This is a genomic window from Paenibacillus sp. sgz302114 (assembly GCF_056120345.1).
The window spans coordinates 46,364-60,965 of the sequence record NZ_JBVYOI010000009.1; the positions used below are offsets into that span (position 1 = coordinate 46,364).

Consider the following 14,602-nt stretch of genomic DNA (forward strand, 5'->3'; position numbering starts at 1 on the left):
GATTCTAAAATAGGTGGCTCTGCTTACATGCAGCCTAAAGGCAGCTTCTTCAGCAGTCAGATGCGCCGCTTGGGCTCCGAGGAAGGCTGGGTTTTCCGAATAAGTAGCCTTGGAATAGTCGATACCCTCGGTGTTTTAACCATTCGAGGTCTTCTCTGGACTCTATACCTTCCGCGAGCGGTTCGGATCCGATGCGTAAAGCCGTTTCGAGGAAAAGTTCCGCCGTCCGCTGTTTAGTCGAGTCTCCAGAGACTCCGTGAACGTGCGCACGATCCAATTTCATATAATGAGGCTTGAGCTCCGCCAGCATTTCCACCGTGCTGAAGCCTTCGCCGACATCGTCGAGGGCGTATTGAAACCCCTTCTCTTTGTAAAACGCCAATATACGCTTCAAATGCGCCAAGTCCTCCGTCTTCTCGGTTTCGACGACTTCGAAAACGAACAGCGAGGGGTCTGCGTTCAATTTTTCAGCTAATTCGATCGTGGACTTTAAGCAGTATTCAGGAGAATAAATGGACGTCGGGATAAAATTAATAAACGTCTTCGCGCGGAGGGGCGCTGCTTCTTCCACCGCTTTCATCCTGCATAGCCGATCCAGCGCATAAAGGCGGCCTCGCGTCTTTGCGGCCGAGAAAACCTGGTTTGGATACAGCATGGAGCCGTTTTGGTCCGTGAACCTCGCCAATGCTTCGTAGGCATAAATCCGTTCTTCGATGTCCACAATAGGTTGAAAATACATGCATATTCGACGCTCGGCGATTAATTTATCGATCCAATTCGTTTCAAGAACCGCCGAGAGCTCCGACATAGCCCTCCAGTCCTCTCCCGGCAGCCGAAACCGCATCTTCTCTCCATCCATATGATCGTCGCAAAAGTCCGCAAACTCGCGAGCGCCGGATTCTTTAATCGTTAAAACGTCTTCGTCCGTGTAATGCACGGCGTTCTTAATTCGCATAAGTCTAGACGCATCACGCAGCAAATGCAGGTTAAGGGGCCCTTCGGCCTTAATATCGATTAGCAATTCATTTAGTCCGCAGCCCTGACAGCTCAATGGCTTTCCCTCCCGCTGTGATCGGATTCGTCGTTTAATTCAGGATCCGCCTGATTTCGTTCGCCTTTCCGTCGAGCTTATGGGCGGCCTCCTCGATACCCTGGAATTCATCGACGGCTTGCTGAAGCCCGTTCTGGCTTTCGGTGGCAAGTGTTCGGGTACTTTTCGTGCTTTTCGCGACTTCCCGTACTCGGGCTTGAATTCCTTCGACGAATCCGCTTACATCCTTAGTCGCTTGCTCGACTTGGGCAGCCAGCTTGCGAACCTCGCTGGCGACTACCGCGAAACCGCGCCCGTGCTCCTTGGCATGGGCAGCCTCGATCGCCGCGTTAAGAGCAAGAAGGTTCGTTTGCGCGGCAACATCTTTAATCGACCGTACGATTCCGCGAATGGAATCGGACTGGCTTTCCAGCTGATGCAGCACGACCATATTGTCTTCGGAGCCCGATACGACGTTGCCGACCGCTTCCTCGATCTGCTTGCTGCAAGCCATGCCTTCTCGAGCCCGGCCGAGCAGCTCTTCGGACATCTGCAAGAGGTCCTCCGTCAATCGGGCAGCCGCCTGTTCCCGCTCGTCGATGTTCGTCGCGATCTTCAGTACGCCGGAAGGTGTACCCTCTTCGTCGAGGATTGGCATATAAGTCGCTTCAAGCCAGACGAGACGGCCTTCTTTTCTCACTCTTTGGATTTTGTCCTGGAACGACTTTCCTTGCCGTAAACCTTCCCACAGCTTAAAGTATTGGGGGCTGTTTTGGAATTCCGGAGTACAGAACGACGCATGTCGCATTCCGATCATTTCCGACGGTTGATAGCCCATGGACCGCGCGAAGTTATCGTTGACATAAAGCACGCAGCTCTCCATGTCGAATTCGATCATGGCAAGGGAGCTTTCAATCGCCGTCATCAGTGCAAAAAGCTTCTTATCGCCTTGTCTCTCTATTGAAGCCGTCTCCTGTTCTCTAATCATTGGAATGTGCTCCTCAATTGTGTATAGATTATTTTGTATAGATTATTGACTATAATTGTACAAAATCTATACATAAACAGCAAGGTATTTGGAAAGATTATTTAAAAGTGAACAATTTTTTGGCCAGGCTCTCCTTATTTTGTATCGATTATGTATAATTACATAGAGGAGGGAACGTATCATGTATAGTATGAAGAGGGCATCCGAGCTGCTGGATATCCCGGTTGTAACGATCCGGGCTTGGGAGAACAGATACGGGGTCATCGCCCCGAGACGCAGCGGAGGCGGACACCGCCAATTAAGCGAAGAGGATCTATCTAGGCTTCGCTTCCTTAAAAACCAAATCGAACAAAACGGCTTGAAGATCAGCGAAGCTGTGCGACTGCTGCGGCAAAGCGATTCCGTCCCTCCGGAACAGGCCGCAGAACAGACGGCAAGCAGCCGGACAGTCGACGGTTTGGTCGACAAGCTATACATGGAATTAATCCAATTCAATTCCGTCCAGGCGGATAAGACGATTGATCTGGCTTTTGCCTTATACGACTTCGAAGAGGCGTTTCGACGTATCATCGTTCCCGTTCTTTATAGGGCCGGAGCGGAGTGGGAGTCCGGCAAAATCGTCGTAGCTCAGGAGCATTTTGCTACGGAAACGATTTTGCGCAGACTATCTGCCTTGTTTCGGGTCTTTCCCGTGAATCCCAGTTTGCCCGTCGTATTGGCTTTTTGCCCCGAGGGAGAACGCCACCATCTCGGACTCATGTCGTTCAGCCTCTTCTTGCGGAAACGCGGAGCCGCCGTTTTGTATTTGGGACCCGATACTCCTTTGAAGGATCTGGACGGGATTATCGCAAATCAGTCTGTTTCTTTCATCGCGGCTTCCGTTACGGACCGCTGTTATGTGGACAAGCTCATGGAGTGGATTGAAGCAGCCGCGCGGAATCATCCCCAATTGCGGTTCCTCCTTGGAGGGGCGGCCTTCGACCGAGCGGAATGGCGTCCTGTTAAGGCTAACGTACGCTACCTGTCTGCCGAACAATGGGAAGATTGGCACAAGGCTTAAGAAAAGCTGGGTCAGTAAGGGGACATGTATCAGCGGAGGGAATTGACCTCAATGACAGAAAGGCACCCAGTCGGGTGCCTTTCGTTCTCGCTCTATTGATGATACGGTGAGCCGGACCACAAGTAAGATCAATCGAAAGGAAAAATCATGAGAAATTTTATTATCTTCGGAGCAAGTAAAGGATTGGGAGAGGCATTTGTCAAAGGATTGCCAGAGAAAGGAGATCGTGTTTGGATGGTTTCTAGAACTTATCCTAACAGTTTAGATCTTGAAGATGGTGTTCAGAAATATTGGATTGAGGCTGATTTAGCGAAGCTTGATGCAAGCAATCTGATTGCGAATACACTTAAAGACGTTACGATAGACGTATTGATATATAATGTCGGGATATGGGAGAGCAAAGGGTTCAGAGATGACTATGATTTTGAGAAAGATGATCCAGCCGAGATCGTCAACATCATGAATATAAATGCGACTTCCGCTATTACCTGCATACAGAAGCTTCTACCGAATCTGAAAAAGTCAGATAACGCTAAAATTTTCTTGATTGGTTCTACGGCAGGTCTTGAACATAATGATTTCACGCAAGTTTCATTCGTAGCTTCTAAATTCGGATTGCGTGGTATCGGAAATTCGATAAGGGAGCATGTAAAAAAGTATGGGATCGGCGTAACTTGTATAAATCCTGGCGAAATTGCAACCCAAATTCCATTGGAAGATGGAATTGAGAAGGTCTTGTCGGCATACAACGGCACACAGATTCCTCTTCAAGATATTGTTTCTTTAGTTAAATGCGTAATGAACCTTTCCAAAGCCTCATGTGTAAAAGAAATAAATATGCCAGCAATGCTGGATACAAATGCGTAGTCAGTCCACTCGATATTTCCGCTCTCTTGCGTCGGGACCTCATAGATGTTTAGCATCAGCTGCACGGGATAGCTTGGTGATTGTTGCGAGCGATGGATGAGTTCGTTGTCAACATAGAAGTCGACTCCTTCAGGAGTCCAATCTACCGCGTATATATGGTAGTGCGTCGGATCAATGGCAAAATCCCGTTCGAAAAACTCTTCTTCTATACTGGGGTCACCGAATGCATGGATGCCAAACCCGAGCGTGCATGATCCTTCCCTCACGTTCCATCCTTTCAGCTCAAACGGGCAAATTTCCGCGGATCGTTCGGGCGAATCCTCAAAGCCTATTATCCAGAACGCGCAAACATTTCGTGGCGTGCCTAGACCTCTAGCCCGTATTTCGAAAAAGCCGTATTGCGGGACAAATAAACGCTCCTCAGCTTGTTCCTCGCGAACGAGACAATGAGGCGAGAACCGATGCTGGCCAAACGCACCGGCTAGCGGTCCTGAGAATACTCCTGTTTGTAAATTGCTTACTTTCACAGTGCCATTGAATTCCGGGCTCCACGGCTGTTGGTCCTTGGTGATGCTCAATAAGAGCTCACTATTCTCGAATTGATAATTTGCAGCAGCATTCTGCCGGCTACTCCATTGCGGTAAATAATAAGGTAGCCATTTCGTGCGATCCAACTCGGTTGTCTCGAAGTCATCGTGGAATATAAGGGTGTAGTCTGGCTTTTCTAAAGGGTTCCTTGGAAAATCAAGCATGCTCATGGTGGCGCATTGGCAAGATTCTGCCGTTACGGACTTCCTTAATATGCTACATGTATTAAATATTGCTTAAGACGGTTCTGATGGGCAGGATAGTAGTAATGCATGTTACAATTGGTTAGCATCCGTTTGAGTCATGTCCTACGAAGAGAGCACACCATTCTAGATATAAAGAAAGGTAACACGATGATAAAAGTTAATAACCTATCCTTCTCATTTCCGCAAAAAGAGCTATATAAAAACATTTCATTTACGCTTGAAGAGTCACAGCATTGCGCTTTTATAGGAACGAGCGGCAGTGGGAAAAGCACATTGATAGATATACTGATGGATCCGGAAAGACATATGTTCGAGGGCATGTTAGAAATAGACCCAACTTGCAAAATCGGGTATGTAAGTCAATTCTCGCAGCTAGACAAAACCAAAGAAACAACCGTTTTCGAATATATAGGGGAACCATTTATTAAGCTGCAAAATGAAATAACATCTATTTGCACTGAAATGGAAACATCATCGGATATTGAGCCGTTATTGGAAAAGTATCAACTCGCTTTAGACGCATTAGATTCCATCGGTGGGGATGATTTTGAAAGCAGCATTAATAAGAAACTAAATTTAGCAAACCTCATGAGGCTAAAAGATCATAGGGTATCCGACCTCAGTGGTGGGGAATTCAAACTTATTCAAGTGATGAAGGAAATGCTGAGTAGTCCGGACTTAATGATTATGGACGAACCGGATGTGTTTCTAGACTTTGAAAACCTAAATGCGCTTAAAAATCTTATTAATTCTCACAAAGGAATGCTGCTGGTTGTTACGCATAACCGATATCTATTGAATCATTGCTTCAACAAAATTATTCACCTTGAGAACACGGAGCTTCAAGAGTTTGATGGGCGATATATAGATTATAACTTCTCATTGCTTCAGACTAAGGTTGAGTTACAAGAAATTACAATCGCTGAGGATGAAGAAATGAAGCGAAACGAGAACATAATCAATAATCTTAGAGTGATCGCAACTTATAATTCAGAAGCCTCTAGAGGAAAAGCACTAAAAGCTAGAGTTAGGTTTCAAGAAAGATTGGAAGCGCGTAGAATTAAAGCGCCATTCGTTGATATTAAGCAGCCGAATATTCGTTTTGGTATTGAACATGAAATGGAAGACGCCATTGTTGTAAATGTCAAAGATTATCGTGTTTCCTTTGATGAGCTGCTGTTGGACAATGTTAACTTTGAGATAAAATCTACGGATAAAGTAGCCATTATTGGTTCAAACGGTACCGGAAAAACGACTTTACTCCGAGATATCTTTAAAAATAATCATGCTTCAATTGAAATCAATGCTGATGTTAAAGTGGCCTATTTATCTCAAATTCAAGGCGAAATGCTAAAGGATTCTAATACAATACTCGAAGAATTCATCGATGCTGGGTTTAACACTTATGATGAAGTCAGATCGTATATTTCAAGCTATGGCTTTGAAGGAGAAATCGTTAATCAGAAGATAGCATCATTATCTGGCGGAGAAAAAAATATTCTTCAATTGGCTAAAGTTGCTGCCAGTAAAGCAAACGTATTGCTTCTTGATGAGCCGACAAGCCATTTAGATACCTATACCCAAATAGCACTGGAGCAAGCCATTGAGGCATATCAAGGCGCAATTATCATGATTTCTCATGATTTCTATTCGGTTGTAAATGGTATGGATTATGTTCTAATCATTGAAGATAAGACGATTAGAAAAATGAGTATGCGCAAATTTAGACAGATGATTTATGCGAGTCATTTTGATAAAGACTATCTAGAAACGGAACAAAATAAAAAAGCACTCGAAATAAAAATAGAATTGGCTCTAAAAGATGCTAATTTTGAACTTGCAAAAGGATTGGTTGAGGAGCTAGAAGAGCTGATTAAGTTGCTTTAAAAGAGAACAAAGAAAAATGCCTTTAAACCGCAATCAGCGGGTTAAAGGCATTTGTATATAAGAACGAGTTGATTGTAAGTTGGTTGCGGGGGCAGGATTTGAACCTGCGGCCTTCGGGTTATGAGCCCGACGAGCTACCGGGCTGCTCCACCCCGCGATAGAATAACTAAGCATGTTGGTCGTAACGTTGTTCAGGTCTCTCATACTACAGCAGTTCGAGCTAAAGTGCAAGTTCTTTAATGGAAATCTCACTCAAGGAGTATTCGTAAGGCGGCGATGGTATAATCACGCTAGAGTGTTGAAACCAGAAGGGTGATTGCCATGAGCGTAATACGTTTGGAGAACGTAACGAAGAAGTATGAAGAGTCCATGATCTTTCGAGATATTTATTTTCGCGTTATCCAAGGGGAACGGATCGGCTTAATCGGTCGGAATGGTGCCGGCAAGTCGACGGTATTTAGGCTCATTATGGGCCAAGAAGAGCCGACATCCGGCAAGGTGGAGATAGATCCGAATGTCAGGATCGGGTATTTCTCGCAATTCTCGGAGCTGAGAGGAAGCCTGTCCGTTCAGCAAGAACTGGAAGCCTGCTTCGAACAGGTGGCCCTTATTGAACGTGAGCTGCAAGAGGTCGGAGACAAGCTGGGGGTGGTTACTGACGATAGCGAGATGGACAAGCTGCTGGCGAGGCAGGCGGAGCTATTCGAGCAGATGGATCATCTTGATGGCTGGAACGTGTCCGTCGAGATTAATACCGTGCTTACGAAGCTGGGGTTTAACGACCGCTCTCGCAATCAGCCGATCGATGAGTTGTCCGGAGGATGGCGTAACCGCGCGGCGCTCGCGAAGATGTTAATCGAGCTGCCCGATGTCGTTCTGCTCGACGAGCCGACGAATTACTTGGATATGGAAGGCATCGCGTGGCTGGAGCAGTGGCTGTACCGATTCAAGGGAGCCATGATTCTGGTGTCGCATGACCGGCAATTTATCGACAAGGTTGTCACGCGCACGATCGAGATCGAGAACTACCATTTTCAAGAATACGAAGGCAACTACACCGACTACATCCGTAAGAAGAAAATGCGCAAGAAGGAGCTGGACCGCCAGTTCGAGTGGGAAGAAGAGCTGCTTCTTATGGAATCCGAGGCGATCGACGCCCGTGCAAGCAGGAAGTCCGGTTCCAAGGACCGTCTCTCGCGCAAGCTGGCAGATAATAAGAAGCGGATAGAGCCGCATCCCGTTAACGTGCTGATCACCGATATCTACGAGAAACTGCGCTTTCCGGACAAGCTATGCGAAGTGAAGCAGATCGGGCAAACCTACGAGGGGCGGCAGATCTTCGAGAACGTTAGCTTCGATATTCAGAAGGAAGATCGCTTGGTCATCGTGGGACCGAACGGAAGCGGGAAATCCACGCTCATTAAGGCGCTTACCGGGCAGGAGAACCCGGAGTCCGGAGAGGTTATCTGGGAGAAGGGCGTTAGCTATGCTTACTTCAACCGAATGTGGGAGGAGCTTGATCCGAAGGATACCGTCAGCCATGCGGTGAATACGTACGGATTAGGACTGGATGCTCCGCGCAAAAAGGTGAATAAGTTTCTGTCCATGCTGCAATTCTCGGAGGCGGATCTGAGCAAGATGCTCAGCCAGCTGTCCGGCGGCCAGAAGGCTCGGGTGGCGCTAGCCAAGTGTCTTCTATCCGGTGCGGCGGTTATCATCTTGGACGAGCCGACCAATCACTTGGATCTCATGAGCATTCAGGTCATGGAGCAAGCTCTGATCCACTTCCCCGGCGCCGTCATTACGGTAAGCCATGATCGCTTCTTCATTGATAAGATTGGGACCAAGATGCTGACATTCGATCCAGTAACGGGAGTGAGCGAACAGAGTTTATGAACCCATCAATCAACAAATATTCGATGCATGTGTTTATGTTTTTGTTCTACATATCCAATGCCTCATTCGTTCCATTCTTAAGCTACTGGTTTTCCCAGAATGGGCTAAGCAACCAACAGATCGGATTTCTATACTCACTGGGACCGTTAATCGGACTTGCGGCTCAGACGCTCTGGGGTTATCTTAGCGATCGTTATGGAATAGGAAAGCGATTGTTAATGGTGAGCTTAATGCTGACGCCGGTCGTTACTTTCGGTTTCTTGCTAGGCAAAGAGCGGTTTTACATGTATATCATTGTGTCTGCGGTATATTTCTTTCTGTCTTTGGCCGTGAGGCCGAATATGGAAGAAATTACGATCAGCCATGCCAGGGCAAATGGTCAAAGCTATGGGGGCATCCGTGTATTAGGATCGATTAGCTTTGCGCTCACAGTGACTCCGCTTGGCATTATGTACAATCACTTGGGCATTAATACGATTTTTGTTACTTATCTCGTTACGAGTTTAGTTGCACTCTTCGCGCTGCTGCAAGTGAAACCGTCTTCCGAAGGGAAGAAAGCAAAAACAAATGCCATGGCTGCCGGATTCCGTCAGTTAGCAACCAATCGCTATTTTGTAGTATTTCTACTATCCGCTTTTTTGATCGGGCTTGCTAATGGCTTCAATATGGTATTCTTCCCGTTACTTGTCAATAAATTAGGCGGAGAAGTAGCCCAAGAGCTCGGTGTGCTCAGCACGGTTTCAGCGCTAAGCGAGTTACCGCTGTTTATTTTTTCTGCGTACTTGCTGCGACGGTTCGGTTATTTCAATGTACTCGCTTTTTGTGCGGGCGCTGCAACCCTTCGGTGGTTCGTGCTTTCCTTGGAACCGACGTTCCAGCTATTGTTCATGAGCCAGATGCTGCATGGGATTACTTTCGGTTTGTACACGGCAGCGGCGGTCAACTTTATTTATGAAATGAGCCCTGGGGGCCTAAAAGCAACAGGCCAAACCATCTTCGCCATTATTGCTGGCAGTTTGGCGAGCCTTATCGCGAGCAGCAGCGGCGGCTGGATTATCGATCATTATGACTTTAATGTGTTATATACAATAGGCTCCGTATTAGCCCTTATTTCCTCCTGTATCTTTATCGGGATGTCTATTATTCAGAAGCACATTCATAAGTCAATCGCCTTGACAAGCAGAGACCTCTCAAATTAATATGAAGTGGAGATGTCTCCGGTTAATATTGCAGGGAGTCATAACCGGGTACGGAGGGAGTGCTTGACTCATGAAGATCAAATGGTTTGGTCATTCTTCATTTCTGCTGACATCGGATGCCGGAACGAGGATTCTCATCGATCCCTATTATAAGTTTCTTGGCTACCGTATGCCGGTTCCGGTTGAATCGGACATTGTCGTCGTTACGCATAATCATGGCGATCACAATAAGATTAAGGCTGCTTCGGGCAATTACTTGCTTGTGAATGAACCGAAGGAATACAGCTGTGGCGATGTGAGCATAAGCGGCTTCAAAACTTTCCACGACAAGGTGCAAGGCAAGAAAAGAGGACCTAATATTGTTTTCCGTTTCCAAATGGACGGGCTGACGATCTGTCATTGCGGGGATCTGGGGCATTTGCTCACAGAGGAACAAGTCCAGGCTATCGGCAAAGTGGACGTTCTCATCGTTCCCGTAGGGGGAAGGATGACGCTCGATGGGCCGGAGGCCGTTCAAGTGATGCGCCAGTTGCAAGCGACTGTAGCGATTCCGATGCATTACAGCACGAAGGCATTGGGGCTTCTCGGAAGGATTATCTTCGCTAAGGTAGACAAATTCCTCGAGGCTGCAAGAACGCAGACGACAGACGTGAAGATATTAGACCTATCTAAAGAAAGTCTTGCCCGATATGCAGGCGTCGTTACGATGGATTATAGGTAAGAGCGCAAAAGAGAAGGGCACCCACAACTACAACTGGGTGCCCTTTTCTCGTCAAGAGATTATGAAACCATGATCAAAGCTCCATCTTTCAAATGCATGACACGATCGCACAACGGCAGCACCCGCTCGTCATGAGTGACCATGACAGCAGCTTTACCCGCTGCTTTGACTTCCTCGGCGATCATTCTTACAACATCCTGCCCACGCATGGCATCCAGGCTTGCCGTCGGTTCATCGGCGAATAAGACGGAGGGGCTGTTCATCCATGCGCGTGCAATTGCGACGCGTTGTTTTTCGCCGCCGGATAGCTTATCAGGATAATATTTTTGACGATGCGTTAATCCCATACGCTCAAGTAATTCGGCTGCAAGCTTGGCCGCCGTAGCTGCATCCATCCCTGCCAGCTTCGCAACGAGCAGCAGTTGCTCCTCGACTTTGAGGTAAGGGACCAAGTTAGCGCTTTGGAATATGAAGCCGATCCGCTTAAGCCGAAGCTCCGCCAGCATCTGCGCTCTCATCCCCGAGAGCGACATTCCATCTATGGAGACTTCTCCGCTAGTGGGAGTCAACAAGGCTCCGGCAATGGAGAGGAAAGTGCTCTTCCCGGATCCCGATGGCCCCATTACGGCGACAAGCTCGCCTGCATTTACTTGAAGAGATAGCTTGTTCAATACCGTCAATTCGAAATCCCCGTCATGAAAGGTATGGGTTACTTCATTTATGCGTAGCAGCGGCTTCATGCGGCAGCCCTCCCTATCGCATCTAATGCATCCGTCCGGGCGACTTTGACCACCGATAATAATGAGCCCAGTATCGCCGTTACGACAAACAAGGAACAAGAGAGCATCAGAGTTGATGGATGAAGCTGAAACGGCATCGATGACGGAAGTGCCGAGTAAACAATGCGAATGAGTCCTAGACTAATCGCTAAGCTTCCTAACGTCAGTAACAGCACTTGACCGACGACATTACGCGCCAGATATCCTGTTCTCACCCCAATTGCCTTAAGAATACCGAATTGACTCGTTTTCTGTATCGTAATCACATAGAAGAAGACGGCAAGCACCATTGCGGATATTACGTACAAAAAGGCAATCATCATCAGAAGCGAGCTTTGCTCTTCTTTATAACCTGGAACGGCAGCTACAGTACGGCTCTTAGAGATGATTTCCGAATCCGTCAGCTTACTGCTTAGCTGAGCCGCTTGGCTTCCGTTCGCTTTCAAGGCAATCGCATTATACAATTTGACCGAGGAATCTTGCATGCCCACGGAGGTAAGTCCCTGCAGCTTCTGCCAATCCTTTTCATTCATAAACAGGCTTGGCGTGTGACTATATGATTCGTTGGAGACAAACCCGCTCACCGTCCAGCTCATCCCGGTCATCTGATCGACTAGGATGCTGCCGATCTTAATCCCGGCATCTTGGAGCTTGTGGTCCACCAGTACTTGTCCTTGCGTGTTATTTGTTAGATTCTGCCCTTCAACTACCTTTGGAGCGAGCCAGCTTGACATATCAATCGCGAACATGGTCACATCTGATTTCAAACTCAAACCCTTTTCTGTGAGTGTCGTCATCCGGATGTTTAATGGAACCGCGTTGTTCTCACCTACAATTGAACGAGCAGCAGCTAAATCGGTTTCCGTCAATTGTGACCGTCCAAAACGACGATCCGAATCCTTTTCCAATATAAAGTGACTCGCCGACATATTTTTTATCGATGAAGCATTCGCATAAGCCAGTCCATTGGCTAATCCCGTCACGAACAAGACCAAAAATGAAACCAGCAGCATAATCGTCACGACCATGACATACCTCGTCTTTGCAAACCTCAGTTCCCTTAGTGCCAGATACATCGTTCATCCCTCCCTTGGTTCTGTAACCAATTTAGGGCTCGAAAATGAACGGCGGATGAATACCAGATTACAATTGCGGAAGCTTGACGACAAATACGGTACCGTGACCGAGCTGGCTGGTTACCTCAATCGATCCGCCATGCAATTGAACGATTTTCTTGACGATCGACAAACCCAAACCGGTCCCTCCGGTCTCGCGATCGCGCGATGGGTCTACTCGATAGAATCGATCGAATAGGAATGGCAGATTTTCTTCCGCTATACCGGGGCCCGTATCGGAAATCTTGATCTCATATCCGTCGTGAACCGATACTGCGCGAATGGCAATCTCCCCGCCAACAGGTGTGTGTTTCACAGCGTTTACGAGCAGATTCGTCCAAACCTGGGAGAGCAGCAGTTCATCTCCTTTAAGGATCACTTCTTCTGGCACCGCAATAGAGAGAGCCAACATCTTATCTGTTAATTGCCATTCAAGCACTTGGACGATCTGGCGAATCTGCGTGCGTAGTTGGAAGGGCTTCTTTATGAGTACGTTCGTGGATTCTTCCAATGAAGATAACGTTAGCAATTGCTTGCTTAGCCTGGATAAGTGACTGCTTTCTTCTGCAATGATCATCGCATAGCGCACTCTTTCCTCTGCTTCGAGTTCGGGATTAAGCAGCGATTGTGCGAACCCTTTGATCGAAGTTAGAGGCGACTGAATCTCATGGGATACGTTGGACACGAATTGTTTGCGGGCTTGCTCGGCGCGTTCCAATTCCCGGCTCATGCTCCTAAAGTGGACTGCCAGCTGGCCAATCTCATCCCGTCGCTTCTCGGGCAGGGTCAGTTCGTATTGCCCAAGGGCAATACGCTTGGTTGCATCGGTTAAATGGGCAATCGGCTTGACCAAATATCGCGTACTCATTAAAAAGATCAGAACGCTAAACAGTACCGTGAGAAGGCCGATCATAGCGAAAAAACTGCGAAGCTCGCCGAACTGCAGCTCAACATCAGGCCTTAAGAACAGGGCGTAGCGTTTGTCAGTCAATTGCAGCGGAATACCGACCGTATTGCTTAAGCTATTTTTAAAAAAGCCTGAAATGAACGGCTTGTTAGGAAATTGAGCGACGCCATGGTACACGCCACCCTCGAGAACGAGCTTGCGAGCATCTGCCATCAGGTCTAACTGTCGAAAGCCATGACCATAATACTGTTCATTGCCTTGCTCATCCGTCACATAGATCTCATAACCCGTCTGGGCAACGCTATTTAAGTAGGATTCCATTAATTCGGGATGCTGCTCCGTGAATAGCCTTATGTGGTTAGCGATGTCGATGAGTTTCTCGTCGTTGAAAGGTTTAAGCTTTATGTGGTAATAGATGTTCGATGCAAGAAACCCAAGAAGGCTGCTAATGAGTACCGCTGAGATTGTAATAATAAAGACCCGGGAGTACAACGACTTCATGGAGAAGTCACTTCCAGCTTGTATCCGATTCCGCGTACGGTTTGAATGGTGAAATCCTGCCGGCATACGGCAAATCGTTCCCGCAATCGCTTAATATGGACGTCTACGGTTCGGTTGTCTCCGGTGTAATCTGCGCCCCACACCAGGGTAATCAACTCTTCGCGAGAGAACAAACGGCCCGGGTACTGGGCCAACTGTACAAGCAGCTCAAATTCTTTGAGCGGGAGCAGCAGTACTTCATCCCCGAGGGTAATTTCAAAGTTTTTGCTATCGATCATTAATCGATTCAGACGAATCTTATCCGTAGATATGCGGGAATATCTGCGAAACAACGCCTTGATTCGGAACAATAGCTCCATGGGCTCGAAGGGTTTCGTCATATAATCGTCTGTGCCTCGCAGATAGCCTTGCTCCTTATCCGCCAGCTGCTCGCGTGCGGTAAGCAAAATAATCGGGATATCGTAATTTTCCCGAATATGCTCGCACAACGCTAAGCCATCAAGCTTCGGCATCATCACATCAATGATCGCCATGGCGATAGAAGCTTCTTTCAGCAGCTTGATGGCTTCCAGACCATCTCGTGCTTCCACTACTTGATAACCATCACGCACCAATACGAGCTTAAGCAATGAGCGTATATTCGAATCGTCATCTACAATTAACAGTTGCTTCGACATGGATAGTCTCCTTCCAGTTACTATTCCAACATTATCACGTTACCGGGAAGCTACGCAAAATGTGGTGGATTGGAGCATACTTTCACTTTAGTTTCGGTTAGATTGGGGATATTGACATCAATTTATCTTCAATTTATTATTAAACTGACTAGTCAGTACAGTATATAGCTGTTTATTCCAC

13 protein-coding genes and 1 tRNA gene are annotated in these 14,602 nt (G+C 47.3%); 6 read left to right on the forward strand and 8 right to left on the reverse strand.

All coding sequences use genetic code 11. From position 1 onward, the window contains the following. Window positions 1–49: 49 nt before the first annotated feature. Together AC0LWF_RS20460 and AC0LWF_RS20465 are read right to left on the reverse strand one after the other, a co-directional pair. Window positions 50–1,051: an EAL domain-containing protein gene (locus AC0LWF_RS20460; protein ID WP_474653383.1), complete on the reverse strand. Its 1,002-nt coding sequence runs from the start codon at window positions 1,049–1,051 to the stop codon at window positions 50–52. A 34-nt stretch (window positions 1,052–1,085) separates the two neighbouring features. After that, window positions 1,086–2,018 carry a methyl-accepting chemotaxis protein gene (locus AC0LWF_RS20465; RefSeq protein WP_474653384.1) on the reverse strand — a complete coding sequence of 311 codons (933 nt, stop codon included), beginning with the start codon at window positions 2,016–2,018 and terminating at the stop codon, window positions 1,086–1,088. A 181-nt stretch (window positions 2,019–2,199) separates the two neighbouring features. On the opposite strand from AC0LWF_RS20465, the gene AC0LWF_RS20470 reads away from it, so the two are divergent. Next, window positions 2,200–3,078, forward strand: coding sequence for a MerR family transcriptional regulator (locus tag AC0LWF_RS20470; protein ID WP_474653385.1), 879 nt, complete (start codon window positions 2,200–2,202; stop codon window positions 3,076–3,078). A gap of 147 nt (window positions 3,079–3,225) precedes the next feature. Further along, complete coding sequence (locus AC0LWF_RS20475; RefSeq protein ID WP_474653386.1) at window positions 3,226–3,945, forward strand: SDR family NAD(P)-dependent oxidoreductase; 720 nt, start codon at window positions 3,226–3,228, stop codon at window positions 3,943–3,945. Here AC0LWF_RS20475 and AC0LWF_RS20480 read toward each other — a convergent pair. After that, the gene (locus AC0LWF_RS20480; protein WP_474653387.1) at window positions 3,846–4,697 is read right to left on the reverse strand and encodes a glycoside hydrolase family 16 protein; all 852 of its coding nucleotides are present in this window, start codon (window positions 4,695–4,697) and stop codon (window positions 3,846–3,848) included. The genes AC0LWF_RS20475 and AC0LWF_RS20480 overlap by 100 nt on opposite strands. 189 nt (window positions 4,698–4,886) lie before the next feature. Here AC0LWF_RS20480 and AC0LWF_RS20485 point away from each other — a divergent pair, with 189 nt between their 5' ends. Beyond that, complete coding sequence (locus tag AC0LWF_RS20485; RefSeq protein ID WP_474653388.1) at window positions 4,887–6,626, forward strand: ABC-F family ATP-binding cassette domain-containing protein; 1,740 nt, start codon at window positions 4,887–4,889, stop codon at window positions 6,624–6,626. An 80-nt stretch (window positions 6,627–6,706) separates the two neighbouring features. Here AC0LWF_RS20485 and AC0LWF_RS20490 read toward each other — a convergent pair. Then, window positions 6,707–6,783 (reverse strand) — tRNA-Met (locus AC0LWF_RS20490). Between the two features lie 164 nt (window positions 6,784–6,947). Here AC0LWF_RS20490 and AC0LWF_RS20495 point away from each other — a divergent pair. From AC0LWF_RS20495 to AC0LWF_RS20505, 3 genes are all read left to right on the forward strand, one after another. Further along, entirely contained in the window at window positions 6,948–8,522 is a 1,575-nt protein-coding gene (locus tag AC0LWF_RS20495) for an ABC-F family ATP-binding cassette domain-containing protein (protein WP_474653389.1), read from the forward strand. Beyond that, on the forward strand, window positions 8,519–9,721 hold the full coding sequence (locus AC0LWF_RS20500) for an MFS transporter (RefSeq protein ID WP_474653390.1): 1,203 nt from the start codon (window positions 8,519–8,521) through the stop codon (window positions 9,719–9,721). The genes AC0LWF_RS20495 and AC0LWF_RS20500 overlap by 4 nt, the downstream gene beginning before the upstream one ends. Before the next feature lie 70 nt (window positions 9,722–9,791). Continuing rightward, a complete protein-coding gene (locus tag AC0LWF_RS20505) occupies window positions 9,792–10,442 on the forward strand; it encodes an MBL fold metallo-hydrolase (protein ID WP_474653391.1) in 651 nt (216 codons plus the stop codon). 59 nt (window positions 10,443–10,501) lie between these two features. On the opposite strand, the gene AC0LWF_RS20510 is transcribed toward AC0LWF_RS20505, so the two are convergent. The 4 genes from AC0LWF_RS20510 to AC0LWF_RS20525 all read right to left on the reverse strand — a co-directional run bounded on the left by AC0LWF_RS20510 (window position 10,502) and on the right by AC0LWF_RS20525 (window position 14,421). Further along, window positions 10,502–11,182, reverse strand: a complete 681-nt coding sequence (locus AC0LWF_RS20510) for an ABC transporter ATP-binding protein (protein WP_474653392.1) — start codon at window positions 11,180–11,182, stop codon at window positions 10,502–10,504. Then, entirely contained in the window at window positions 11,179–12,297 is a 1,119-nt protein-coding gene (locus AC0LWF_RS20515; protein ID WP_474653393.1) for an ABC transporter permease, read from the reverse strand. The genes AC0LWF_RS20510 and AC0LWF_RS20515 overlap by 4 nt, the downstream gene beginning before the upstream one ends. Before the next feature lie 67 nt (window positions 12,298–12,364). Continuing rightward, window positions 12,365–13,744, reverse strand: a complete 1,380-nt coding sequence (locus tag AC0LWF_RS20520; RefSeq protein WP_488656658.1) for a sensor histidine kinase — start codon at window positions 13,742–13,744, stop codon at window positions 12,365–12,367. After that, window positions 13,741–14,421 carry a response regulator transcription factor gene (locus AC0LWF_RS20525; protein ID WP_474653395.1) on the reverse strand — a complete coding sequence of 227 codons (681 nt, stop codon included), beginning with the start codon at window positions 14,419–14,421 and terminating at the stop codon, window positions 13,741–13,743. The genes AC0LWF_RS20520 and AC0LWF_RS20525 overlap by 4 nt, the downstream gene beginning before the upstream one ends. Window positions 14,422–14,602 lie beyond the last annotated feature (181 nt).